The organism is Stenotrophomonas pictorum JCM 9942 (assembly GCF_001431585.1).
GTDB lineage: Bacteria > Pseudomonadota > Gammaproteobacteria > Xanthomonadales > Xanthomonadaceae > Stenotrophomonas > Stenotrophomonas pictorum.
This window is the reverse complement of sequence record NZ_LLXS01000007.1, coordinates 1-23,860: the sequence shown is the minus strand read 5'-3', so window position 1 is coordinate 23,860 and position 23,860 is coordinate 1. Positions and strand designations below refer to the sequence as shown.

General features: G+C 66.7%; 20 protein-coding genes. 15 read left to right on the top strand and 5 right to left on the bottom strand.

All coding sequences use genetic code 11. The features are described 5' to 3' along the window. Window positions 1-61 precede the first annotated feature (61 nt). The 12 genes from ARC78_RS02670 (at window position 62) to uvrD (ending at window position 14,248) form a co-directional block, all read left to right on the top strand. Entirely contained in the window at window positions 62-784 is a 723-nt protein-coding gene (locus ARC78_RS02670; protein ID WP_054657715.1) for a glycosyltransferase family 2 protein, read from the top strand. A gap of 2 nt (window positions 785-786) precedes the next feature. Beyond that, complete coding sequence (locus tag ARC78_RS02665; protein WP_054657716.1) at window positions 787-1,122, top strand: lipid-A-disaccharide synthase N-terminal domain-containing protein; 336 nt, start codon at window positions 787-789, stop codon at window positions 1,120-1,122. A gap of 111 nt (window positions 1,123-1,233) precedes the next feature. After that, the gene (locus ARC78_RS02660; RefSeq protein WP_054657718.1) at window positions 1,234-3,021 is read left to right on the top strand and encodes a DUF885 domain-containing protein; all 1,788 of its coding nucleotides are present in this window, start codon (window positions 1,234-1,236) and stop codon (window positions 3,019-3,021) included. Window positions 3,022-3,166: 145 nt separating this feature from the next. Then, window positions 3,167-3,550 (top strand): hypothetical protein, encoded by a 384-nt coding sequence (locus ARC78_RS02655; RefSeq protein ID WP_054657720.1) that lies wholly within the window; start codon window positions 3,167-3,169, stop codon window positions 3,548-3,550. 54 nt (window positions 3,551-3,604) lie between these two features. Continuing rightward, window positions 3,605-4,885, top strand: coding sequence for a TolC family protein (locus tag ARC78_RS02650; protein ID WP_057505669.1), 1,281 nt, complete (start codon window positions 3,605-3,607; stop codon window positions 4,883-4,885). Continuing rightward, complete coding sequence (locus ARC78_RS02645; RefSeq protein ID WP_054657722.1) at window positions 4,882-5,880, top strand: efflux RND transporter periplasmic adaptor subunit; 999 nt, start codon at window positions 4,882-4,884, stop codon at window positions 5,878-5,880. The genes ARC78_RS02650 and ARC78_RS02645 overlap by 4 nt, the downstream gene beginning before the upstream one ends. 29 nt (window positions 5,881-5,909) lie before the next feature. Beyond that, window positions 5,910-9,074, top strand: coding sequence for an efflux RND transporter permease subunit (locus ARC78_RS02640; RefSeq protein WP_057505726.1), 3,165 nt, complete (start codon window positions 5,910-5,912; stop codon window positions 9,072-9,074). Window positions 9,075-9,139: 65 nt separating this feature from the next. Beyond that, on the top strand, window positions 9,140-9,829 hold the full coding sequence (locus tag ARC78_RS16915) for a hypothetical protein (protein ID WP_241772637.1): 690 nt from the start codon (window positions 9,140-9,142) through the stop codon (window positions 9,827-9,829). Between the two features lie 221 nt (window positions 9,830-10,050). Next, window positions 10,051-10,287 (top strand): 50S ribosomal protein L28, encoded by a 237-nt coding sequence (rpmB, locus tag ARC78_RS02630; protein WP_057505668.1) that lies wholly within the window; start codon window positions 10,051-10,053, stop codon window positions 10,285-10,287. 10 nt (window positions 10,288-10,297) lie between these two features. Then, window positions 10,298-10,465 carry a 50S ribosomal protein L33 gene (gene rpmG / locus ARC78_RS02625; protein WP_172675037.1) on the top strand — a complete coding sequence of 56 codons (168 nt, stop codon included), beginning with the start codon at window positions 10,298-10,300 and terminating at the stop codon, window positions 10,463-10,465. A 152-nt stretch (window positions 10,466-10,617) separates the two neighbouring features. After that, a complete protein-coding gene (locus tag ARC78_RS02620) occupies window positions 10,618-12,009 on the top strand; it encodes an FAD/NAD(P)-binding protein (RefSeq protein ID WP_057505667.1) in 1,392 nt (463 codons plus the stop codon). A gap of 43 nt (window positions 12,010-12,052) precedes the next feature. Then, window positions 12,053-14,248: a DNA helicase II gene (uvrD, locus tag ARC78_RS02615; RefSeq protein ID WP_054660275.1), complete on the top strand. Its 2,196-nt coding sequence runs from the start codon at window positions 12,053-12,055 to the stop codon at window positions 14,246-14,248. An 18-nt stretch (window positions 14,249-14,266) separates the two neighbouring features. Here the strand turns inward: uvrD and ARC78_RS02610 are convergent, their stop codons facing one another. Beyond that, on the bottom strand, window positions 14,267-16,768 hold the full coding sequence (locus ARC78_RS02610; RefSeq protein WP_057505666.1) for a mechanosensitive ion channel domain-containing protein: 2,502 nt from the start codon (window positions 16,766-16,768) through the stop codon (window positions 14,267-14,269). A 176-nt stretch (window positions 16,769-16,944) separates the two neighbouring features. Between ARC78_RS02610 and ARC78_RS02605 the strand changes: the two genes are divergently transcribed. Further along, entirely contained in the window at window positions 16,945-17,394 is a 450-nt protein-coding gene (locus tag ARC78_RS02605) for a universal stress protein (RefSeq protein ID WP_054660487.1), read from the top strand. Window positions 17,395-17,553: 159 nt separating this feature from the next. On the opposite strand, the gene ARC78_RS02600 is transcribed toward ARC78_RS02605, so the two are convergent. Together ARC78_RS02600 and ARC78_RS02595 are read right to left on the bottom strand one after the other, a co-directional pair. Beyond that, window positions 17,554-17,829, bottom strand: coding sequence for a hypothetical protein (locus tag ARC78_RS02600; protein WP_054660489.1), 276 nt, complete (start codon window positions 17,827-17,829; stop codon window positions 17,554-17,556). A gap of 79 nt (window positions 17,830-17,908) precedes the next feature. Next, complete coding sequence (locus ARC78_RS02595; protein WP_054660491.1) at window positions 17,909-18,193, bottom strand: DUF2782 domain-containing protein; 285 nt, start codon at window positions 18,191-18,193, stop codon at window positions 17,909-17,911. A gap of 85 nt (window positions 18,194-18,278) precedes the next feature. On the opposite strand from ARC78_RS02595, the gene polA reads away from it, so the two are divergent. Next, on the top strand, window positions 18,279-21,047 hold the full coding sequence (gene polA, locus ARC78_RS02590) for a DNA polymerase I (RefSeq protein WP_057505665.1): 2,769 nt from the start codon (window positions 18,279-18,281) through the stop codon (window positions 21,045-21,047). A 377-nt stretch (window positions 21,048-21,424) separates the two neighbouring features. Further along, window positions 21,425-21,907, top strand: a complete 483-nt coding sequence (locus tag ARC78_RS02585) for a DUF421 domain-containing protein (RefSeq protein WP_054659788.1) — start codon at window positions 21,425-21,427, stop codon at window positions 21,905-21,907. A gap of 3 nt (window positions 21,908-21,910) precedes the next feature. Here ARC78_RS02585 and hemF read toward each other — a convergent pair whose 3' ends face one another. Together hemF and ARC78_RS02575 are read right to left on the bottom strand one after the other, a co-directional pair. Further along, a complete protein-coding gene (gene hemF, locus ARC78_RS02580) occupies window positions 21,911-22,864 on the bottom strand; it encodes an oxygen-dependent coproporphyrinogen oxidase (RefSeq protein ID WP_054659790.1) in 954 nt (317 codons plus the stop codon). 97 nt (window positions 22,865-22,961) lie between these two features. Further along, window positions 22,962-23,540: a hypothetical protein gene (locus ARC78_RS02575; protein ID WP_057505664.1), complete on the bottom strand. Its 579-nt coding sequence runs from the start codon at window positions 23,538-23,540 to the stop codon at window positions 22,962-22,964. Window positions 23,541-23,860 lie beyond the last annotated feature (320 nt).

Genomic DNA, 23,860 nt, shown 5'->3' with positions numbered 1-23,860 from the left:
TGCCTGTTCCGTTTCCTTAATACGCATGCCCCATCACCCTGCCTGCCTTACGGATCCTGTAATGAATCACCCCGCGCTTTCCGTGGTTGTTCCCGTTTTCAACGAGCGTGACAACGTCGCCTCGCTGGTCAGTGAAATCACCGCCGCGCTGCGCGGGCGGCTGGCGTTCGAGATCGTCTACGTCGATGACCATTCCAGCGATGACACGTTGCAGCAGCTGCAGGCGCTGAAGGCCGACAATCCCGAGCTGCGGGTGCTGCACCACGTCAGCCAGAGCGGGCAGAGCACCGCGGTGCGGACCGGGGTGAAGGCGGCGCGGGCGCCGTGGATCGCCACCCTCGACGGTGACGGCCAGAACGACCCGGCCGATATCCCCCGACTGCTGGCCGAGCGGGATACCGCCCCGGCCACGGTGAAACTGTTCGCCGGTTGGCGCGTCAACCGCCAGGACAGCGGCTCCAAGCGCTGGGCCAGCCGATGGGCCAATGCGATCCGTGCGCGCATGCTGCGTGATGACACCCCCGATACCGGTTGCGGCATCAAGCTGTTCGAGCGGGAGGCCTTCCTCGAACTGCCGTATTTCGATCACATGCACCGCTATCTGCCGGCGCTGATGCAGCGCGCCGGCTGGAAGACGGTCAGCGTGCCGGTTAACCATCGCCATCGCACCGCCGGGGTGTCCAAGTACAACAACCTGGGCCGCGCGCTGGTCGGCATCCGCGACCTGCGTGGCGTGGCCTGGCTGATCGCGCGCTCCCGGCGCACCGCAGTGGAAGAGGTCTGAGCATGGAGTTCATGAACCAGCCGCTGGTCTGGCTGGAGTGGACCGGCGTGCACATGTCGCCGTGGAAGCTGATCGGGTTGACCGGGGCGCTGATGTTCGGCGGCCGCTGGCTGGTGCAGTTCACGGCCTCGCGCCGCGCCGGCAAGCCGGTGATCCCGCGCCTGTTCTGGTACATGAGCGTGCTGGGCAGCCTGATGACGCTGAGCTATTTCCTGTTTTCCGCCAAGCAGGACGCGGTGGGGGTGATCCAGAACCTGTTCCCGGCGTTCACCGCGCTCTACAGTCTGCGGCTGGATATCCGCCATCACGGCTGGAAGCGGGACAGGGCCGGCGACTGACGCGGATGGGGCGGTCCGCCGGCCGGAGGGTGCGGGCAGGACTTTCGAACCATGTCAGGCAGCGGCCTGCGATGCCATGATCGGTGCTCGCAATCCGGGAATCCGCTGCTCGTGAAAACCTCGCTCTCCGTCGCTCTGCTGCTCGCCCTGTCACTGCCCACCGCGCTGCAGGCCGCACCGGCCAAATCCGCGGCGCCGGCCACCTTGGCCGCGTACAGCGCCGATGAGCAGTTCAAGGCGATCTACGAGAAGGAATGGGCCTGGCGTCAGGCCGGCGGTGGCGAGGCCAGCGAGGACGGTGATGCCCCGGCCAATGCCACCCGGCTGCCCGATGTGGGCGCCGAGGCCCAGCAGGCGCGGCTGAAGGTGTGGGAGGAAGTGCTCGCGCAGCTTGAGGCGATCGATCCGGCCACGCTCTCGGCCGAGAACCGGATCAACTACGCCATCTACCTGTACCAGGTCGAGAACCTGGCCGACGAGGTGCGCCTGCGCGCCTACGAGATGCCGTTCAATTCGGACTCCTCGTTCTGGTCGAACCTGGGCTTCATGGCCCGGCGCGAGATGAAGACCGTGCAGGACTACCGCAACTACATCGCACGGCTGAACGATGTGCCGCGCTATTTCGGCCAGCAGACGCAGAACATGCGTGCCGGGCTGGCGCGTGGCTTCAGTGTGCCGCGGGCGGTGCTGGAAGGGCGTGACGGCTCGATCGCCGCGGTGGCCGAGCTGAAAGATCCCACCGAATCGCCGTTGTATGCGCCGCTGAAGAAGCTGCCGTCCAGCATTCCGGCCGCCGAGCAGGCCCAGCTGCAGGCCGAGGCCCGCCAGGCCATCAGCGGCAGCGTCATTCCGGCGTTCGCCAGCTTGCTGACGTTCTTCCGCGAGGAGTATGTGCCGCAGGCGCGCACCACGCTGGCGGCGGAAAAGATGCCCGGCGGCAAGGCGTTCTATCGCCAGCAGATCCGCGAATACACCACCCTGGACATGAGCCCGCAGCAGATCCATGCGCTGGGCCTGGCCGAGGTCAAGCGCATCCAGCGCGAGATGAACGACATCATCGACAAGCTGGGGTTCACCGGGAAAAGCGAGGAGACCCGCTTTGCCGATTTCCTCGAATTCCTGCGTACCGATCCGCAGTTCTACGCCAAGACCCCCGAGGAGCTGCTGTGGCGCGCGGCGTGGATCTCCAAGCGCGTGGACGGGGTGATCGGCAAGATCGTGACCCTGCCGCGTGCGCGCTTCACCATCGTGCCGGTGCCGCCGGATATCGCGCCGTTCTGGACCGCCGGCCGCGGCGGCATGGGCACCTACTGGGTCAACACCTACAACCTGCCGGCACGGCCGCTGTACAACCTGCCGGCGCTGACCCTGCACGAGTCCGATCCGGGCCATGCGCTGCAGGGCGCACTGGCGGCCGAACAGGGCGAACAGCCCGAGTTCCGCCGCAACAACTACATCTCCGCCTATGGCGAGGGCTGGGGCCTGTACAGCGAGAAGCTCGGCGTGGACATGGGCATCTATGAAACCCCGTACGAGGACTTCGGCCGGCTGACCTACGAGATGTGGCGTGCGGCGCGACTGGTGATCGACACCGGCGTGCACCACTACGGCTGGACCCGCGAGCGCGCCATCGCCTACCTGCGCGACCACACCGCGCTGAGCGAGCATGAAGTGACCACCGAGGTGGACCGCTACATCTCCTGGCCGGCCCAGGCACTGAGCTACAAGCTCGGCGAGATCACCATCGTCAAGCTGCGCGCGCTGGCCGAGAAGGAACTGGGCGACGCGTTCGACCTCAAGGCCTTCAATGACGCCGTGCTCAAGCAGGGTTCGGTGCCCTTGCCGGTGCTGGAGCAGCAGATCAAGGCCTTCATCGCCGAGCGCAAGAGCGCAAAGTAGGTTTGGCCCCCCCTCTCTCGATCCGGGGGAGGGGCGGCAAAGGGCGCAGTGAAAGCAGAAGCACGAGGTCAGTGGAGCCATTTGGGCCTGAAGTCGCGCGCCCATGCGATTGTGTAACCCGGTGATCACCGGCTAGGCTGCGCCGATGCTGCGTACCCTGCGCCACCGCCGTCTCCACCTGTTGCGCCTGCTGATGTTGGCCCTGGTCGGCATCGGCGTGTTTGGCACCTCGCTGTCTGCCGCACTGACCGACATCCACATGCTGGCGCACACCGACATCGGCGCCGGCGTGCATGAACACGACGACAGCAAGCTGGCCGCGGCCCCGGATGCTGAAGACAGCGCCAATGCGCTGCTGCACGCGCTGGTGCATTGCGTGGACTGCCACGGCCATGGGGGCGTACTGCCCACCGTCACCCCTGCCTGGAGCGTGGCATCGCCGCCCGCACAGCAGGCCGTAGTCATCCTGGGTACGCAAGCGGTCACGCACCCGACCGAGAGCCTGTTCCGCCCCCCGATAGCCGTCTGACGTCCCGGCCCCTTGGCCGGTCCCCACGTCTGAACCTGCTATCTGGAGAAACCCATGTGGATGCGCCTGGCGGCGGTTGCCGCCTTTATGCTGGTGCCGCGCGCGTATGCGCAGGTGCCGGTGCCTGCTGTGCCGTTGACGCTGGACGATGCCATCGTCCGCGTTGCCCTTGATCACCCCGAGCTGCGTCTGATCGATGCGCAGCGCCCTGTACTTGAAGCCCGCCGCGACGCCGCGCTGCTGCGCCCGCCGATGCAGCTGGGTGTGGAACTGGAGAACCTGCCCGGCAGCGGCGATGCCCGTGGCGTGCAGGGCGTCGAAGCCACGGTCACCTTGTCCGGTGTGCTGGAACGCGGCGACAAGCTCGATGCGCGGCGCATGCTGGCGCAGGCCAATATCGATGCACTGGCGCCGCAACGCGCCACCGCACGCCTTGATCTGCTCGCCGAAACCGCACGCCGTTATCTCGCGGTGGCACAGGCGCAAGCGGCGTTGCAGATCGCCAACACCGATATCGAACAGCGCCGCCGCGCCGTCGCCGCCGCCCGTCTGCGGCTGCAGGCCGGTGCTTCGCCGGAGTCGGTGCTGTTCACCGCGCAGGCAATGCTGGCGCAGGCCGAACTGGACCGCGATCGTGCCATCGAAGAAGCCAGCGCAGCGCGGCTGTCGCTCGCCGCGTTGTGGGGCGCACGCTCGCCCGACTTCAACACCGTGAGTGGCGATGCGTTGCAGCTGCCGGCACTGCGCGATTTCGCATTGCTCAATGACGATCTGCAACGCGCACCGGAACTGGCCGAGCTGCTGGGCGAGCAACGCATCCGCGAGGCCCAGCTGCAACTGGTGCGCACCCGCAGCCGTCCGGATTGGAATTGGCAGGTGGGCGTGCGCAACAGCCGTGCCGACAACGCGACCTCGCTGGTTGGCGGCTTCAGCATTCCGCTGGGCAGCGCCCGCCGTGCCGCGCCGGAAATCCGCGAGGCGGAAGCCGATCTCGCCCTGCTTCCCTATCAGCGCCAGGCCCGTCAGCAACAGCTGTACGCCACCTTGGCCGAGGCACACGGACGCTATGTCACCGCGCGGTTGGAAGTGCAGCGCATGCGCAGTGATGTGCTGCCGCAGTTGCAGAAGGCCGAACGTGCTGCCGAGCAGGCCTGGCGCGCCGGTGCCGTCAGCTACATGGAGTGGGCGCAGCTGCAGGCCATGCGCATTGAATCGCGCCAGCGCCAGTTGGACGCAGCCATCGCCGCACAGACCGCGCTGATCGAGATCCAGCGCCTCACCGGCCAGGGAATGCTGGCCACCGATGCAACCGTTGCCGTGGAGAACGCACGATGAGCCGTCCGATGAATGTTGTCGCTGCCGGCGTGCTGGCAATGAGTCTGTTGCTGGTCGGTTGCGGTGCAGAGCCGGTGGCTGAAGCCAGTGCTGGTGCAGAAGAAGCTGGCCACGATCACGATGAAGAAAAGGGCGGCGAAGCCGGCGATCACGCCCATAACGAGGGCGAGGAAGCAGCCGACAGCACCACCATCAAGGCTGCTATGGCCGAACAGTCCGGGATCCGCAGCGCCGCGGTGCAGGCTGGCACCATTGCCGATGAGCACGAGGTGCAGGGCCTGTTGACCCCAGTGGATGGTCGCATCGCGCAGGTGATGGCGCGCTTTCCCGGGCCGATCCGTTCGCTGCGTGCAAACGTCGGTGATCGCGTCAGTGCCGGCCAGACCTTGGCCAGCATCGACAGCAATCTCAGCCTGACCACCTACAGCGTCAGCGCGCCAATCAGCGGCGTGGTGCTGTCGCGGCAGGCACAGGTGGGCGCGGTTGCGGGCGAGGGCACGCCACTGTTCGAAATCGGCGACCTGTCCGAACTGTGGGTGGACCTGCATATCTTCGGCAACGACACCCAGCACATCACCGCCGGCGTGCCGGTCACGGTGACGCGCATGACCGATGGCCTCAGCCAGGGCACCACGCTGGAGCGCGTGCTGCCGGGCACCGCCACTGCAAGCCAGAGCACCGTGGCCCGCGCCAGTGTGCGCAATGACGACGGCCTGTGGCGGCCCGGTGCAGCGGTGAAGGCGCGCATCGTGGTGGCGATGCAGCCCGCCGCGATGGTGGTGCCGCTTTCCGCACTGCAGACCATGGGAGGCCGCGAGGTGGTGTTCGTTCGTGAGGGCGACACCTATAGCGCCCGTTCGGTGGTGCTGGGCGCACGCGATGCCGGCAAGGTCGAGGTCAAGGACGGCCTGCGCGTGGGCGAGCAGGTTGTGGTCGAGCAGAGCTATGTGGTCAAGGCCGACATCGGCAAGGCGGGGGCCGCGCATGAACATTGACCAGTGCATGCAAGTTGGAGGGTGCCGCCATGCTTGAGCGCATCATCCGCAGCGCCATCGCCCATCGCTGGATGATGATGGTGCTCACCTTCGCGTTGATCGCGATCGGCAGCTGGAGCTTCACCCGCCTGTCCATCGACGCCACGCCCGACATCACCAACGTACAGGTGCAGATCAACACCGCCGCCGATGGCTACTCGCCGCTGGAGAGTGAGCAGCGCATCACCTGGCCGGTGGAAACAGTGATGGCGGGTCTGCCGAAGCTTGAACAGGTGCGCTCCTTGTCGCGCTACGGCCTGTCGCAGGTGACGGTGGTGTTCAAGGACGGCACCGATCTGTACTTCGCCCGCCAGCAGGTCGCCGAGCGTCTGCAGCAGGTGAAGTCACAGCTGCCGGAAGGCCTGGACCCGCAGCTGGGGCCGATTGCCACCGGCCTGGGCGAGATCTTCATGTACACCATCGACGCCGATCCCAAGGCGCGCAAGCCCGATGGTTCGCCCTACACCGCCACCGACCTGCGCACGCTGCAGGACTGGGTGGTGCGGCCGCAGCTGCGCAACGTGCCCGGTGTTACCGAGGTCAATACGATTGGTGGTTACCAGCGGCAGATCCATATCACCCCGGATCCGGCCAAGCTGCGTGCGCTGGGCTTCACCCTGGAGGATGTCGCCGACGCCGTGGAAGGCAACAACCAGAACATCGGCGCCGGTTACATCGAACGCAACGGCCAGCAGTTCCTGGTGCGCGTGCCGGGACAAGTCGCCGGGCTGGAGGAAATCGGCAACATCGTGCTGGCCCGCCGCGAAGGCGTGCCCATCCATATGCATGACGTGGCCGAGGTAGCCGAAGGGCCGGAACTGCGCAGTGGTGCCGCCACCCAGAACGGCCACGAAGTGGTGATGGGCACGGTGGTGATGCTGGTGGGTGCCAACAGCCGCGAGGTGGCGCGCGCGGCTGCGGCGAAGCTGGAACAGGCGCAGCGCAGCCTGCCTATCGGGGTCACCGTCACCGCCAGCTATGATCGCACCGCGCTGGTGGATCGCACCATTGGAACGGTGGCAAAGAACCTGCTGGAAGGCGCGCTGCTGGTGATCGTGGTGTTGTTCCTGTTGCTGGGCAACTTCCGTGCGGCGCTGATCACCGCCGCGGTGATTCCACTGGCGATGCTGTTCACCCTGACCGGCATGGCACGCGGTGGTGTGTCCGCCAACCTGATGAGCCTTGGCGCGTTGGACTTCGGTCTGATTGTCGATGGTGCGGTGATCATCATCGAGAACTGCCTGCGCCGCTTCGGCGAACGCACCCATGCGCTGGGCCGGGCGATGACCCGCGAGGAACGCTTTGCCGAAACCGCCAGTGCCACCGCCGAAGTCATCCGGCCCAGCCTGTTCGGCCTGGGCATCATCACCGCGGTCTACCTGCCAATCTTCGCGCTGACCGGCGTCGAAGGAAAAATGTTCCACCCGATGGCCATCACCGTGGTGCTGGCATTGAGCGGCGCGATGCTGTTGTCGCTGACCTTCGTTCCCGCGGCGATTGCCATGTTCCTCGGTGGCCGCATCGAGGAGAAGGAGAACCGCTTGATGGTATGGCTGCGCGCACGCTATGCGCCGTTGCTGGCGTGGGTGATGCGACGCGGGCGCCTGGTGGTTGCCGGCGCCCTGGTGCTGGTGGTCGGCTGTGGCTTGCTGGCGACGCGGCTGGGCAGCGAGTTCGTGCCCAATCTGGATGAAGGTGATGTCGCCATGCATGCCATGCGCATTCCCGGTACCAGCCTCTCCCAGTCGGTGAACATGCAGAAGCAGGTGGAAGCACGCCTGCAGCAGCTGCCGGAAGTGGACAAGGTGTTCTCCAAGATCGGCACACCGGAAGTCGCCTCCGACCCGATGCCGCCTTCGGTCGCCGACACTTTCATCATGATGAAGCCACGCAAGCAGTGGCCGGACCCGCGCAAACCGCGCGCCCAGCTGTTGTCCGAGCTGGAGGCCGCGGTGGAGGAGTTGCCGGGCAACAACTACGAGTTCACCCAGCCGATCCAGATGCGCATGAACGAGTTGATCTCTGGCGTGCGTGCCGACGTGGCGGTGATGCTGTTCGGCGATGACATGGAAGCGCTGGCGCAAGTGGGCCGGCGCATCGTCGCGGTGGCCAACACGGTGCCCGGTGCGGCCGATGTGCGCCTGGAGGAGACCAGTGGTCTACCTCTGCTGACGGTCACGCCGAATCGTGCGGCATTGGCGGGGTATGGACTCAACCCGGGCCAGCTGCAGTCCACGGTTTCCACCGCGGTAGGCGGGCGTGTGGCCGGGCAATTGTTCGAAGGTGATCGACGCTTCGATATCGTCGTCCGCCTGCCGGAAACCATCCGCCAGGACCCTGCGGCACTGGCCGATCTGCCGGTGTCGCTGGAGCCCGCACTGGCACAGGACAGTGCGGATGAGTCCAGCCGTGCGGGTGGCTGGCGCAGCGGTGATGCGCGCACGGTTCCGTTGCGTGAGTTGGCGAGCATCGAAAGCAGCGAAGGGCCAAACCAGATCAACCGTGACTACGGCAAGCGCCGCATCGTCATCACCGCCAATGTACGTGACCGCGATCTGGGTGGTTTCGTCAGCGAGCTGCAACAGGCTATCGATACGCAGGTGAGAGTGCCGGCCGGTTACTGGGTGGAATACGGCGGCAGCTTCGAGCAGTTGATCTCGGCCAGCCAGCGTCTGGCGGTGGTGGTGCCGGTGACTCTGCTGCTGATCTTCGCCTTGCTGTTCTGGGCCTTCGGCTCGGCGCGCGATGCGAGCATCGTGTTCAGCGGCGTGCCGCTGGCCTTGACCGGTGGCGTGCTGGCGCTGGCGGTGCGTGGCATTCCGTTGTCGATCTCGGCCGGCGTCGGTTTTATCGCGCTGTCCGGTGTGGCCGTGCTCAATGGTCTGGTGATGATCAGCTTCATCCGCCACCTGCGCGAACAGGGCCGAAGTCTCGATGTGGCCGTGCGCGAAGGCGCGCTGGGCCGTTTGCGACCGGTGCTGATGACCGCCCTGGTCGCATCGCTGGGCTTCGTGCCGATGGCCTTCAACGTCGGTGCCGGCTCGGAAGTGCAGCGGCCGCTGGCCACGGTGGTGATCGGCGGCATTGTCTCCTCTACGCTGCTGACCCTGCTGGTATTGCCGGTGCTGTACTGCTGGCTGCACCGCAAAGACTGACTGCCTGTCGGGATGGGCAGCACCGGACTTGCTAGAGTCCGGTGGTCGGCTCCGGGAGGCAGTCAATGCGCGTGTGTCAGTTTGTGGTGATGGGGCTGCTGTTGCTCGGTGGCGGCAATGTTGCCGCTCAGGCGCCTGACCTCTACATCGAGTTCTTGTGGTCCAAGCCGCCGGTGGATGCGCTGGCCCGCCAGCAGACCCGCCAGTTCGTCATGCAGGGCGACCACGGCCATCAGATCTGCATTGCCGCCAATGCGGTTTCCACGGATGTGGGCGGCTTGCAGATTGAACTGCGAGATGCCGAGGGTGCGCAGGTGTCACTGCAGCAGCATGATGACTATCGCGGAATCAAACGGTGCTACCCGGCCGATCTGGCCGCTGGGCGCGCGGCGGGGGACTGGACGGTGCACGTCGTCCTCGGCGATGGCCGTACCGGGACGGCCAAGGTCCGGGTCGATCCGCGTATCGAGGATTCACCGCACTACCTGACGCGCTCGGTTCCCTATGTGGCTGGCCGCCCGAACTACGATGCGTCGATCCCGGCCGGGCAATGGGTGGGCCGGCTGGTGTGGGCGATGGATGTCGACCCCCAGGGGCACGTGACCCATGTCGAGGTGGAAGTGGCCGAAGGCGTCGGTGAGCGCTTGCGTGAACGGGCCATCGCTGCCGGCTACCTGACCGTGTTCCCACCCGATCCGGGCCGGGCCACCCAGCCGTTGCGCTGGCGCCGGGCCTTGGCATTTGCCCCGGAATAGCCCCCGGTCGCCGTGTTCCGGGCGTGGATTTGCGCTTTGGCCTGTCCTTGGGCATAATTTCCGGCTCGCTGTGTCCGGAAACCTCTGGATCGGTGGCCGGGAACACGTCATCCGGACATCCTCGACAGCGTAACCCTTTGATTCCCATGACGCGTGGCGGGCAACCGCCGGGGCCGCCGTCTTCCTGGCTAAGGAAGTCATCAATATTATCGAGGTGCGCAATGTCCCGCGTATGCCAAGTTTCCGGTAAGGGTGTGCAGACAGGTAACAACGTCTCGCACGCCAACAACAAGACCCGCCGTCGTTTCCTGCCGAACCTGCATGAGCGCCGCTTCTGGGTTGCCAGCGAGAACCGCTGGGTCAAGCTTCGTGTTTCCGCGCATGCACTGCGCACCATCGACAAGAACGGTATCGATTCCGTTCTGGCTGAGCTGCGTGCCCGCGGCGAAAAGGTCTGAGGAGTAAATAATCATGGCAGGTAAGCGCGATAAGGTCCGTATGATTTCCTCGGCCGGCACTGGCCACTTCTACACCACGGACAAGAACAAGAAGAACACCCCGGGGAAGATGGAATTCCTGAAGTACGATCCGGTGGTGCGCAAGCACGTGATGTACAAGGAAGGCAAGATCAAGTAATCCCCCGGGATTGCCGGTTTTGCGTTTCATCCGGAACCCGCCGCAAGGCGGGTTCTGCGTTTCTGCGGAATGAAACATCGCGGGTATCACGCCCATGGGCACCTGCCCTGACGGCATCAGCCGCGGGCATGCCATCCCCTACAATCGGGCCTATGAGCGTTATCGATACTCCGCATCTGTACGACCTGGCCATCATCGGTGGTGGCGCTGCCGGCACCCTCACGGCTATTGGCGTGCTGCGTGAGGCGCAGCGGCCGCTGCGGGTGCTGATTCTGGAGCCCGATCTGCCCTTGGCCCGGGGCGTGGCGTACGCCACGACCTATCCAGAGCACCTGCTCAATGTGCCGGTGGCCAAGATGAGCGGTTTTGCGGCGCAGCCGGAGGATTTTCTCGATTACCTGCAGGACGTGCAGGCCTTCCCGGCGCTGGATCGCGACACGTTGGCCCACCGCTTCGTGCCGCGACAGCACTATGCGGACTACCTGCGCCTGCGCCTGCAGCAGACCGCCGCTGCCAGCATCGCGCAGTTGCAGGTCCGCGCCGAACATGTGCGGGCGCTGCAAGCCGATGCCGAGGGCTTCACCCTCGCGCTGGATTCAGGTGCGCAGCTGCGCGCGCGGGCGGTGGCGTTGGCACCGGGCAATGCCTTGCGGCCGCTGCCGGCACGGGGCGCCGGTGCGCTGCCCGCCGGCAAGCGGGTCGAGGCATGGGATTACCCGGCCGTGCGTGCTATCTCCCCGGCGGCGGATGTGGCCATCGTCGGTTCCGGGCTGAGCATGGTCGACACCGTGATGTCGCTGCTTGCCAGCGGCCATCACGGGGCCATCCACGTGCTGTCGCGGCATGCGCTGCTGCCGCTGCCGCACGCGGCCGGGCCGGCGGCCGACTACGATCCGCAACCGCTGCTGGCGATGAACCTGCGCCAGCGCATGCGCGCGCTGCGCCGGCATGCGGCCGAGGCGAGTGCGCGCGGCATTCCGTGGCAGAGCGTAATGGAGCGCATCCGCCCGCTGGGCCAGGCGCTGTGGCAGTCGCTGTCGTTCGATGACCAGCGGCGCTTTCTGCGCCACGTGGTGCGTTACTGGGACGTGCACCGGCACCGCGTTGCCGCACCGGTGCACGCGCAGCTGCTGACACTGGCCGAGCAGGGACGCCTGCAGGTGCATCGCGGCCGCTTGCAGGCGGTAGTGAGCGAAGGGGCCTGCGTGCAACTGCTGGCCCACGACATCCGTCGTCGGCCGCTGCAGCTGGATGTGCACTGTGTGGTCAACGCCACCGGTGTGGAGATGCGGGCGCAGGCCATGCGCAACACCTTGCTGCAGCAGCTGCTCGGCAGTGGCGTAGCGCGTCCGGGACCGCACGGGATCGGTATCGACAGCGCGCCCGATGGCAGCCTGATCGATGCCCACGGCACTATCGAGACACGCCTGCAGGTGCTGGGCAGCCTGCGCATCGGCCGGTTGTGGGAAAGCCTGGCCATCCCCGAACTGCGCGGGCAGGCCGCACACGCGGCCACGACCCTGTTGCAGCAGCTGCAGCCCTAGCCGCCATGCGGCGGGGACCGGGCGCTTCCCGTAAAATACGTCCATGGATGTTTCCCACCTGCTCGACGGGCTGAATGCAGCCCAGCGCGAGGCCGTTTCCGCGCCTCCCGGTCATCACCTGATCCTCGCTGGCGCCGGTTCCGGCAAGACCCGCGTACTTACCCACCGTATCGCCTGGCTCAACGAAGTCATCGGCGTGCCGACCCATGGCATCTTCGCGGTGACTTTCACCAACAAGGCGGCCGGCGAGATGCGTCATCGCATCGACGCGCAGCTGGCCCAGGGCAGCCGCGGCATGTGGGTCGGCACCTTCCACGGTCTGGCCCATCGTCTGCTGCGCCTGCACTGGGCCGATGCCCGGTTGCCCGAAGCCTTCCAGGTGATGGATTCGGACGATCAGCTGCGGCTGGTCAAGCGTGTGGTGCAGCAGCTGGAGCTGGACGACGGCAAGTACCCGCCCAAGCAGGTGATGTGGTGGATCAACGCGCAGAAGGATGAGGGCCGGCGTCCGGCGCACATCCAGCCCGAGACGCATGACCACTGGGGCGAGGCCATGCGTCAGGCCTACGCCGCTTACCAGGAACGCTGCGACCGCGCCGGGCTGGTCGATTTCGCCGAGCTGTTGCTGCGCGCGCATGAATTGCTGCGCGACAACCCGGCACTGCTGGCGCATTATCGCGCGCGCTTTCGCGAGATCCTGGTCGACGAGTTCCAGGACACCAACGCCATCCAGTACGCCTTCGTGCGGGTGCTGGCCGGTGACAGTGGCAACGTGTTCGTGGTCGGTGATGATGACCAGGCCATCTACGGCTGGCGTGGCGCCAAGGTCGAGAATGTGCAGCGCTTCCTGAAGGATTTCCCCGGCGCGCAGACCATCCGCCTGGAACAGAACTACCGTTCCAGCGCCAACATCCTCAACGCCGCCAACGCGGTGATCGCACACAACCCGGACCGGATCGGCAAGCAGTTGTGGACCGACAGCGGTGATGGCGATCCGATCGACCTGTTCGCCGCCTACAACGAGATGGACGAGGCGCGCTATCTGGTCGAGCGCGCCCGCCAGTGGGTGCGCGATGGTGGCAGCTATGGCGATGTCGCCGTGCTCTACCGCAGCAACGCGCAGTCGCGCGCGTTTGAAGAAGCCCTGCTCAGCGAGCAGGTGCCGTACCGCGTGTACGGCGGCATGCGCTTTTTCGAACGTGCCGAAATCAAGGATGCACTCGCCTACCTGCGGCTGATGACCAACCGCAACGATGACGCCGCGTTCGAGCGCGCGGTGAACACGCCGACGCGCGGCATTGGCGAGCGCACGCTGGATGAGGTGCGGCGCATCGCGCGGCAGCAGGCGCTGTCGCTGTGGGAAGCGTCGATGCTGGCTACCCAGGGCACCGACCTGACCTCGCGCGCCAGGAATGCGCTGGCCGGTTTCATCACCCTGATCGGCCAGCTTGCTGCCGAATCCGGTGAGATGGATCTGGCCGAGCGGATCGATCACGTGCTGGCACGCTCGGCCTTGCGCGAGCATTGGGGCAAGGAAAGTCGCAATGCGCTGGATTCGGAATCGCGTATCGACAACCTGGACGAACTGGTCTCGGTGGCCTCGCGTTTCGTGCGCCGCGAAGACGATATCGAAGAAGGCGCCGAGGACATGAGCGAGCTGGTCGCGTTCCTGTCCTATGCCTCTCTGGAGGCGGGCGAAGGCCAGGCCCAGGCGGGCGAGGAGGGCGTGCAGCTGATGACACTGCACTCGGCCAAGGGCCTGGAATTCCCGCTGGTGTTCCTGGCCGGCATGGAGGAAGGCCTGTTCCCGAGCGCGCGGTCGCTGGAAGAGAGCGGGCGGCTGGAGGAGGAGCGGCGTCTGGCCTATGTGGGTATCACCCGCGCACGGCAGCAACTGGTGCTCGGCTATGCCGAGTCGCGTCGCATCCATGGCCAGGACAACTACAGCCTGCCATCACGCTTCCTGCGCGAGATCCCGCGCGAGCTGCTCAACGAGGTTCGCCCCAAGGTGCAGGTGTCGCGACCGGCCTCGCTGGGCGCCAACCGGGTGATGGGCGGCCACGCCAGCATCGAGCTGCCGCCGATCAGGCTCGGTGCGCTGGTCACCCACCCCAAGTTCGGCGAAGGCATGGTCACCGACTATGAAGGCAGCGGCGCGCATGCGCGGGTGCAGGTGGAATTCGCCGAGGCCGGCAGCAAGTGGCTGGTGCTGGCCTACGCCAACTTGACGCTGCTGTAGCCGCGGCGCGACGCGCGCCTACGCCGGCGGCGCGTCCGTACCTGCAGGGTGGCCGGTGCCCGTCGCCTGGCGGAACAGCGCTTCGGCGGCGGTCTTGTCCACCGAGCGCAGGTGCAGGTCCTGCTGCGGGAACGGTATCTCGATCTGCGCCTGGCTCAGCGCCGCATGGAGGTTGGCTACCAGTGCGCTGCGCACACCCATCCAGTTGTCCGCGTCATGGGTCCAGGCGCGCACCGAGAAGTCCAGCGCGCTGGCGCCAAAGCCCAGGAAGAACACCGACGGTGGCGGAAATGTCGCCACATGCGCGGTGTCGCTGACGGCCTGGCTCAACAGCGCCTGCACCTGTGCCACATCGCTGCCATAGGCCACGCCCACGTCCACGCTCAGCCGGCGGCTGCTGTCCAGCAGGGTCCAGTTGGTGAGCTTCTCCGACAGCAGCATGCCGTTGGGGATGACCACATCGGCGCCCTCGAATGTCTTCAAGGTGGTGGCGCGCATGCCGATGTTGTGGACGCGGCCACTGGTGCCGTCGAAATCGATGACATCGCCCGGCTGCAACGGGCGTTCGAACATCAGGATCAGGCCCGAGACGAAATTGTTGACCACGCCCTGCAGGCCCAGCCCGATACCTACGCCTAGCGCGCCGAACAGGAAAGTCAGCTGCCCGACCTTGAAGCCGGCGGCGGACAACGCCAGCAGCAGGCCGATCAGCAGCAGCGCGTAGTAGCCGAGCGAGGCGACGCTGTTGCCCACACCGCGTGGCAGTGACATCCGCGCCAGCACTTCCTCCTGCAGCACCAGTCGCAGCGAGCGGGCGATCCAGAAGGCCAGAAACACCGAGACGAAGAACACCAGCACATCGCCCAGACTCAGTGACAGTTCGCCATATTCGAGCCGGCGTGTCAGTGCCGACTGGGCCAGCGACCACAGCGGGCGGAAGACCCGGAAGCGCTCCATGGCGAACACCAGCCACCCCGCCGCGGTACCCAGCCGCATCACCCGGATGATGCCGTCGGCCAGGCTTTCGCGATGCGCCTGCAGCAGCCGCAGGTGGTGCAGGCCGGGCTGGGCCAGCAGGGTCCGCAGCAATGCCGAGAACACCGCGAGCGCGGCGTAAAGTACCAGTGCCATGTAGCCGCAATCGATGATGCCGCCGGCCAGCATCACCGCCATGGACACATTGCCCAGCACATTGCTCACGATCGAGCCGCTGAGCAGCGCCACCGCGGACCACGCCAACGCCCGTGCCGCCGTGCGTACCGAGGCGCTGGCATGGGCCGTGTGCCGACGGGCCAGCCGCAGCAGCCACAGGGTCAGCAGCAGCATCGCCGCGGCCAGCAGCAGGTAGTACCAGCGATACAGCGGGTGGTTGGCCAGCAGGAAGAAACCCAGCCGCTGCAGCAGATAGAAGCCGGAGGCCAGATAGGGCCACGGTCCCAGCAGGGCGCGCGCCGGGGCCGGTAACAGGCGCAGTACCGGGATCAATGCCACGACCATGGTGATCTGGTGCAACAGCAATGGGGCATCCGGCTCCAGCACCATCACCCCGATCATCGACAGCAGTACCCAGCACGACACCGGGCGCAGCAGCACGTGCGCCGAGGCCGCGGTGGTCGCATCCACCTGCGGGGTACGCCGGGTCCTCCACGCCAGCCAGCCCAGCAGTGGCACCAGTACGATTTCCAGGGCGCGCAGTGCCCGCTGGTTGCCCAGCCCCGCCTCGGCGTACTGGCGCATGAACTCCAGCTCCAGCGCCAGTTCCTTGCGCAGCACCTGGCGCATGCTGTCATTGACCGCGGCCGAGGCGCTGGTTGTCCACAAGGGCCGGGCATCGATCCGCAGCAGGCGGCGATCGATATGCTCGATCGCGGCGGCCACCGCGTGTGCGCCGCTGCGGATCCGGGCATCGAGCAGGTTGGCGCGTCGCCCCAGTTCCATCTGCTGCTGCAGGGGTCTGGACAACGAGTTCTCGGCCTGGCGCAGACGGGCGATGACCGTATCGATCCGCTGTGACAGCGCCTCCGGCAGCGACCCGGGCGGATACGCACGGCGCGTGGCCTCCCACAACGCGCGCCGGCCGGACAGCTCGGCGGCATCGCGCGCGTAGGGATCGGTGCTGGCCCTGAGCTCCTGCTTCCAATGGCTGAAGCGCAGCGCATCGAACTTCCAGTGGCGCTCCAGGCTTTCCAGGCGCAGTACGGGCAGTCGTCTGAGTTCGGCGTAGGCGAACATCCCGCCCTTGGCATCCACCGACTGCTCGATCGCCCGCAGTTCCGGTTCGGCGCTGCGCTGGATCGGCAGATCCTGGGTGCTGCGGACCAGCACTTCGTCAGCGTAGCGCTCGTCGGTGTCCGCCCGCGCCGGGATGTCCTCCAGCGCGATCGGGCGGGGGCTGGCGGCGGGCGTGGCCGCTGCGCCGTTGGCAGGGGGCGCCGGGGAAGTGTCCTGCGCCACCGCCGCCCCGGGCAGCAGCGCCAGGGCCAGCACAAGTCCCAGAACGGTCGATGCGACACGGGTCATACGGAGCCATGGTGGGGAGCGTCAGCGGTCAGATCATAGGAGCCGGCGTGGTCCGGCCGTGAAAACACCGCCTCCGCCACCCGTCCGCCGGTTTGATCAGGGTCAAGGCGAAACCTGAACGTCTGGTATGTCATGGTGGTGTCCCCGCGCCCGCGGGTACTTTCAGGGAGCAGACCATGTACAAGAGCATTCTGATCGCCACCGATGGTTCCGAGCTTGCCGGCAAGGGCCTGGCCAAGGGCCTGGAACTGGCCGCGCAGCTGGGTGCGCATGTGGATATTGTCAACGTGTCCGAGCCGTGGGCGGTCGGCATGTATGACGCGATGGGCTGGAGCTCCGGCTATGAAGCCACACCGGAGTACAAGCAGGACCGCGAAGACGCCGCGCAGAAAATCCTGCAGCCGGCGCTGCAGGCCGCCCAGGCCGCCGGTGTCGCCGATGTGAAGACCCATCACGTACTGGACCGCTATGCGGCCGACGGCATCATCGACACTGCCCAGGCCTGTGGCAGCGATCTGCTGGTGATGACCTCGCACGGCCATCGCGGCATCTCGCGCGTGCTGCTGGGCAGCCAGACCGCCGAAGTGCTGGCCCGCAGCACGGTGCCGGTGCTGGTGATCCGCTGACATTCACGTCGTGCCGGCCCTGCGCCGGCACGACTGGACGAATCCGGCGTGTACCTGCGATCGCACTGCTGGCGACGCCCAGCGTCGCTTCTGGTCACAGTGCAGCGGGATCTGCCGTAGGGCGCCTGCACCCGCATGCGCGGCGGCAGGTCGCGCCGGTTACGCGCGGCGCCAGTTCAGGATGTTGTTTTCGCGTGGCGCGCGCAGTGCCAGGGTCTGCGATTCGTCCAGGCTGCCATCGGCCTGCACCACCACGTAGCGCGCATCGTCGCGGTCGAACAGCACCGGCACCGCGTCGCGGAACAGCGGGCGGCGTACGAAGCGCAGTTGCCAGCCGAAATGCTCCAGGGTTTCCACCGCCTGCTGCTGCGCGTGGTTGAGCCCGTTCTGCGACGGCGAGGGAGTCGGCGGCTGGCGGCGTTCAGTCGAATTCATGGGTGATGCTGGGGGCGGGGGATGGGACATGACTCAAAGCAAGTCACGTTCCAACCTCCCCCGGTTGCGCTGCCGGCGATCACCAGCTGTACAGCTTCCAGTACACCGGCGAGGCGCCGTCCTTGTCGCTGTCCATACGACCGTCGCCGTTGCGGTCGTAGATGTAATACGGTGCGCCGCGTGCCGGGGTCACCTTGACCATGCGCAGCTGGCCCTGGATGCGGTATTCCTCGACGAGATCGCCGTTGTCCTGCGTGCGCGACACGACGTCAGCGCCGGCCACGTCCACGGGCGCATCGCCGCGCGTGCCGCTGCTGGCGCAACCGGCCAGTGCCAGCAGGGAAAACAGCATCAGGTTTTTCATGAAGGGCTCCGAGCGCCAGGTTGTGGTCTCGATTATGCGCTGTCCATGGCGCCGCCGGTGCGGGCGTGCCGCGTAGAATCGCCGCATGAGCAGATTAGTCCTGATTGACGGGTCCAGTTACCTGTATCGCGCGTTCCATGCGCTGCCGCCCCTGTCCAACGCCGCTGGCGAGCCCACCGGCGCCCTGTTCGGCGTGGTCAACATGCTGCGCGCCACGTTGAAGGAAAAGCCCGAATACGTCGCCTTCGTGGTCGATGCGCCGGGCAAGACCTTCCGCGACGAGCTGTATGCCGACTACAAGGCCAACCGGCCGCCGATGCCCGACGACCTGCGCGCGCAGGTGCAGCCGATGTGCGACATCGTGCAGGCGCTGGGCATCGACATCCTGCGCGTGCCAGGTGTGGAAGCCGATGACGTGATCGGCACCCTGGCGCTGCAGGCTGCTGCCGACGGGCTGGAAGTGACCATCTCCACCGGCGACAAGGACTTCGCCCAGCTGGTGCGACCGGGCGTGGTGCTGGTCAACACCATGACCGGCAGCCGCACCGATTCCGATGCCGCGGTGATGGACAAGTTCGGCGTGCGTGCCACGCAGATCGTCGACTACCTGGCGCTCATGGGCGACACCGTCGACAACGTGCCTGGCGTGGAGAAGTGCGGTCCCAAGACCGCCGCCAAGTGGCTGGCCGAGTACAACGACCTGGAGGGCGTGATTGCCGCCGCCCCGGGTATGAAGGGCAAGATCGGCGAAAACCTGCGCGCCGCGCTGCCGCGGCTGGCGCTGAACCGCGAGCTGGTCACCATCCGCACCGATGTGCCGCTGGAACAGGGCCCGCGCGACCTGAAGCTGCGCGAGCAGCACGCGGAGTCGCTGCGCGAGCTGTACGCGCGCTATGGCTTCACCCAGGCGCTGCGCGAACTGGGCGGCGTTGCCGCGCCGGAAGTGGCCGCCGACAGCAAGCCCAGCCTGCGCGGCACCGCCGCCGGCTATGCCAGGGCGGCCGACAGCGCGCCGGTGAGCGGCCTGGATCCGGCCATGGCGGCCAAGGGCGAGTACGAGACGGTGTTCACCACGGAACAGCTGCAGGCCTGGGTCCAACGTCTGCAGGCCGCCGACGAATTCGCCTTCGATACCGAGACCGACGCGCTGGACGCGATGCGCGCCAACCTGGTCGGTATCAGCCTGGCGGTGGAGGTTGGCAAGGGCGCGTATATTCCGGTCGGCCACCTCTATCCGGGGGCGCCGGCGCAGCTGCCGATGCAGCAGGTGCTGGATGCGCTCAAGCCGCTGCTGGAAGACGCCAGCAAGAAGAAGCTCGGCCAGCACGGCAAGTACGACATTCACGTGCTGCGCCGTCACGGTGTCGATGTGCAGGGTTATGCCGACGACACGATGCTGGAAAGTTTCGTGCTCAACTCCACCGCCACCCGCCACGACATGGATTCGCTGGCGCAGCGCTACCTGGGTTACACCACCACCAAGTTCGAGGAGGTGGCTGGCAAGGGGGTCAAGCAGATCTCCTTCGCGCAGGTCGGTATCGACGAGGCCGGCAGCTATGCCGCCGAAGATGCCGATATCACCCTGCGCCTGCACCGGGTGCTGGCGCCACAGCTGGCGGCTGAACCGGCGCTGGAAAAGGTCTACCGCCAGATCGAGATGCCGCTGGTGCCGGTGCTGGCGCGGATCGAGGCCAATGGCGTGCGCATCGACGCGGTCGAACTGAAGCGGCAGAGCAGTGACCTGTCCGCCCGCATGCTGGCCGCGCAGCAGAAGGCCACCGAGCTGGCCGGCCATACTTTCAACCTGGATTCGCCCAAGCAGCTGCAGGCCGTGCTGTTCGACGAGTTGGGCCTGCCGGCGCTGGTGAAAACCCCCAAGGGCCAACCGTCCACCAACGAAGAAGCACTCGAAGCGATCGCCGAGCAGCACGAGCTGCCGCGGGTGATCCTGGAATACCGCGGGCTGGCCAAGCTGCGCAGCACCTACACCGACAAGCTGCCGGAAATGGTCAATCCGCAGACCGGCCGCGTCCACACCAGCTACCACCAGTCCGGTGCGGCGACCGGCCGCCTGTCCTCGTCCGATCCCAACCTGCAGAACATCCCGGTGCGCACCGATGACGGCCGTCGTATCCGCAAGGCCTTTGTCGCGCCGCCGGGACGCAAGCTGATGGCCTGCGACTACTCGCAGATCGAGCTGCGGATCATGGCCCACCTCTCCGAGGATCCGGGTCTGGTGCGTGCGTTCGAGCAGGGCGCCGACGTGCACCGCGCGACGGCGGCTGAAGTGTTCGGTCGCGCGCTGGACGAAGTGACCGCCAACGAGCGCCGCGCCGCCAAGGCGATCAACTTCGGTCTGATGTACGGCATGAGTGCGTTTGGGCTGGCCAAGAACCTGGGCATCGATCGCGGCCAGGCGCAGGATTATGTGTCGCTGTATTTCAGCCGGTATCCGGCGGTCCGCGACTTCATGGAGCGCATGCGCGTGCAGGCACGTGAACAGGGTTATGTGGAGACGCTGTTCGGTCGCCGGCTGTACCTGAACGATATCCACGCCCGCAACCAGGGCCTGCGTGCCGGCGCCGAGCGCGCCGCGATCAATGCACCGATGCAGGGCACCGCGGCGGACATCATCAAGCGGGCGATGGTCAGTGTGGATGCGTGGCTGGCCGATCATCGCGAGCGCGCGCTGATGATCCTGCAGGTCCACGATGAATTGGTATTCGAGGCCGATGCCGATTTCATCGACACGCTGCGCAGCGAAGTGGTGGCACGGATGTGTGCGGCGGCCAGTCTGCGCGTGCCGCTGGTGGTGGATTGCGGGATCGGCGACAACTGGGATGAGGCGCACTGACCTGCGGATTGGGCGCTGAGTGGGGTGATTTGGTGATGCGAATGGAACGTTGCATATCGTGCGACGCATTCACTTTTCGCCAAGGCGTTTTCGGATGAATAACCCCTTAATCACCACGGTTTTCAGCGCAATTCTTCACGAACCATCAATGTTGGGAATGCTCATATAGTCCCCGGCAGACGCAATGTCTGTCGCGGATCTCTCCCATCCCCTGGAGCAGATCTCGGAGCGGGGATTACTCCCCAAATGCCCGCTCCCCGGCCCCGTCGACCCCCCCCTGGTCGGCGGGGCTTTTTATTTGGGGCATCACGCCCTCGCATGCCGTTGATTGCCGCTACGCGAGCATCGACGGCCAACGTGTCGTGGGAGTCGGGGAGATGTCCGAGTTGTTCGCACTGGCGATGCCGTGGTGGGAATTCGTGCTGCGCGCGGTGATCGTCTATGCCGTGGTGCTGGTGATGGTGCGTCTGGCCGGAAAACGCGCGCTGGGCCAGTTCACACCGTTCGACATGCTGCTGATCGTGCTGCTGGGCAATGCGGTGCAGAACGCGTTGCTGGGCCAGGACACCTCGCTCGGTGGCGGGCTGCTGCTGGCGGCCACGCTGATCGCATTGAATTATGTGGTGGGCTGGATCAGCGCGCGCAGTCCATGGGCGGAAAAGGTGATCGAAGGCGAGCCGGTGGTGCTGGCCCGCCATGGCCGGGTACTGCGGGGCGTGCTCAGGCGCGAGCTGGTCAGCAAGGCCGATTTCGAGCATGCCATGCGTGAGGCCGGTTGCGCGGCGCTGGAGGATGTCGAAGTGGCGCTGCTGGAAACCAACGGCCGTATCGCCATCATCCAGCGCCCGGAGTCGCGTTGACGGTCAGGCGCCCAGCCAGTCGCGTGGCACCAGATAGTCTGCCAGGCGCGCTTCATCGCTGCCGGGCTCCGGCTGGAAGCCGTACTCCCAGCGTACCCGTGGCGGCAGGCTCATCAGGATGCTTTCACTGCGGCCGCCGCTCTGCAGGCCGAACAGCGTGCCGCGGTCGTAGACCAGGTTGAACTCGACATAGCGGCCGCGCCGGTACAGCTGGAACTCGCGTTCGCGCTCGCCATAAGGCGTGTGCTTGCGCCGCTCCACGATCGGCAGATAGGCATCGAGGAAACCGTCGCCGACCGCGCGCAGATAGGCGAAGTCGGTGTCGAAATCGTCATGCAGGTCGTCGAAGAACAGGCCGCCGATGCCGCGTGTCTCATTGCGGTGCTTGAGGAAGAAGTAGTCGTCGCACCAGCGCTTGTGCTGCTCGTAGCGCTCCGCGCCGTAGGGTTTGCACAGGTCGCGCGCGACCGTGTGCCAGTGGTGCACGTCTTCGTCGAACGGGTAGAACGGGGTCAGGTCGAAGCCGCCGCCGAACCATGCGGCGACCTTCTGCCCATCACGCTCGGCGTGGAAATAGCGCACATTGGCGTGGGTGGTGGGCAGGTACGGGTTGCGCGGATGGAACACCAGCGACACGCCGCACGCGCGCCAGGAGGCGCCGGCCAGTTCCGGGCGGTTGGCCGAGGCCGACGGCGGCAGGCGGGTGCCGGCGACATCGGAAAAACCGATACCGGCCTGCTCGAACACCGCACCTTCGCGCAGGATGCGGGTGCGGCCACCGCCGCCCAGGGATGGGCCAGTGTCGCTGGAGGCAGGAAGCTGGGGGCGACCGCCGCCTTCGGCGCGCTGCCAGCGGTCTTCAATGAAGCGCGCCTGGCCATCGGCCTGTTCAATGGTGCTGCAGATGCGGTCCTGCAGGCCGGTCAGGTAGTCGCGTACGCGGTCGAATTCATTCATGTGCGTACTTTAGCGCAGGCCTGCGCTGCCGCCGTGCCGGGCGGGTACGGAGCGGCGGCGTGCTGCGGGGGTTGCCGGTATCGTGCCGCTGCCGCGCTCAGTGGAACTGCCTGCGGACGTCCCCACGCTGCAGCTTGATCACCAGCCAGCCATGCAGCACGGCGATGGCCACGGCGGTGACGGCAGCGGTCAGCAGGGTGGTCCACTGGCTCAGGCGCAGTTGTGCACGCAGCTCCTGGCCTTGCGGTGAATCGAGCAGCTCGGCCGGCATGATCAGGTACATGCTGTTGAACATGTCCTGGACCAGCGGCAGGAAGGCGAAATTGGCCACTGCCACCAGCAGCGCAAACACGATGAACCCGATGCGGCCCCACTCGCGGCGTTTGAGCAGACCCCAGGACACCCCCAGAAACGCCAGCGATGCCAGCAGCAGCAACAGTGACAGGCCCAGCAGGTGCTGCGCGGCCCACTGCACCGCTGCCGGAATCGGGAGGGCCTGCTGCTGCAGCCAGCCGGCCACGTCCAGGTGTTGCAGCAGGCCGACGGCCAGCAGCTGCAGCAGGCTCCAGACAATGGACAGCGCCGCCATCAGCAGCGACAGCTTGGCGGTGACATCGATGAAGCCGGTGGCCGCATCGCGTGGGGGGCGGGCAGGGGGAAGGTCGTGCGGGTTCACGCGGGCCGGGCAAGGTGGAAGAGCCCGAACTATCGCCCGGTTCAGCCGGCTTGCCCAGTCCCGGGCGGACCCGCCAGCACGGCGGCGGCCGGCAGGATATGGCGGGCGCTCCGTGGCGCCCGACGGACGCCCCGCGGGGGGTGCAATGGGATCCACGCCCGCCCGCGCATCTCGGCCTGCCCCCGCGGCGGACCCCCCCCCCCCCCCCCCCCCGCCTCCCCCTGCCCGCGCCCGCCGGGGTCGTTGGCCGCCGGTTCCTCCCACACGCCCACGGGCTCTGCACCGCCCGGGCGCAGCCCCACCCCCCACTTCCCCGGCCG

Coding starts and splice junctions, on each gene's coding strand:
- ARC78_RS02670 (WP_054657715.1), top strand. CDS start 62: ATGAATCACCCCGCGCTTTCCGTGGTTGTTCCCGTTTTCAACGAGCGT.
- ARC78_RS02665 (WP_054657716.1), top strand. CDS start 787: ATGGAGTTCATGAACCAGCCGCTGGTCTGGCTGGAGTGGACCGGCGTG.
- ARC78_RS02655 (WP_054657720.1), top strand. CDS start 3,167: ATGCTGCGTACCCTGCGCCACCGCCGTCTCCACCTGTTGCGCCTGCTG.
- ARC78_RS02650 (WP_057505669.1), top strand. CDS start 3,605: ATGTGGATGCGCCTGGCGGCGGTTGCCGCCTTTATGCTGGTGCCGCGC.
- ARC78_RS02645 (WP_054657722.1), top strand. CDS start 4,882: ATGAGCCGTCCGATGAATGTTGTCGCTGCCGGCGTGCTGGCAATGAGT.
- ARC78_RS02640 (WP_057505726.1), top strand. CDS start 5,910: ATGCTTGAGCGCATCATCCGCAGCGCCATCGCCCATCGCTGGATGATG.
- ARC78_RS16915 (WP_241772637.1), top strand. CDS start 9,140: ATGCGCGTGTGTCAGTTTGTGGTGATGGGGCTGCTGTTGCTCGGTGGC.
- rpmB (WP_057505668.1), top strand. CDS start 10,051: ATGTCCCGCGTATGCCAAGTTTCCGGTAAGGGTGTGCAGACAGGTAAC.
- ARC78_RS02620 (WP_057505667.1), top strand. CDS start 10,618: ATGAGCGTTATCGATACTCCGCATCTGTACGACCTGGCCATCATCGGT.
- uvrD (WP_054660275.1), top strand. CDS start 12,053: ATGGATGTTTCCCACCTGCTCGACGGGCTGAATGCAGCCCAGCGCGAG.
- ARC78_RS02610 (WP_057505666.1), bottom strand. CDS start 16,768: ATGACCCGTGTCGCATCGACCGTTCTGGGACTTGTGCTGGCCCTGGCG.
- ARC78_RS02605 (WP_054660487.1), top strand. CDS start 16,945: ATGTACAAGAGCATTCTGATCGCCACCGATGGTTCCGAGCTTGCCGGC.
- ARC78_RS02600 (WP_054660489.1), bottom strand. CDS start 17,829: ATGAATTCGACTGAACGCCGCCAGCCGCCGACTCCCTCGCCGTCGCAG.
- ARC78_RS02595 (WP_054660491.1), bottom strand. CDS start 18,193: ATGAAAAACCTGATGCTGTTTTCCCTGCTGGCACTGGCCGGTTGCGCC.
- polA (WP_057505665.1), top strand. CDS start 18,279: ATGAGCAGATTAGTCCTGATTGACGGGTCCAGTTACCTGTATCGCGCG.
- ARC78_RS02585 (WP_054659788.1), top strand. CDS start 21,425: ATGTCCGAGTTGTTCGCACTGGCGATGCCGTGGTGGGAATTCGTGCTG.
- hemF (WP_054659790.1), bottom strand. CDS start 22,864: ATGAATGAATTCGACCGCGTACGCGACTACCTGACCGGCCTGCAGGAC.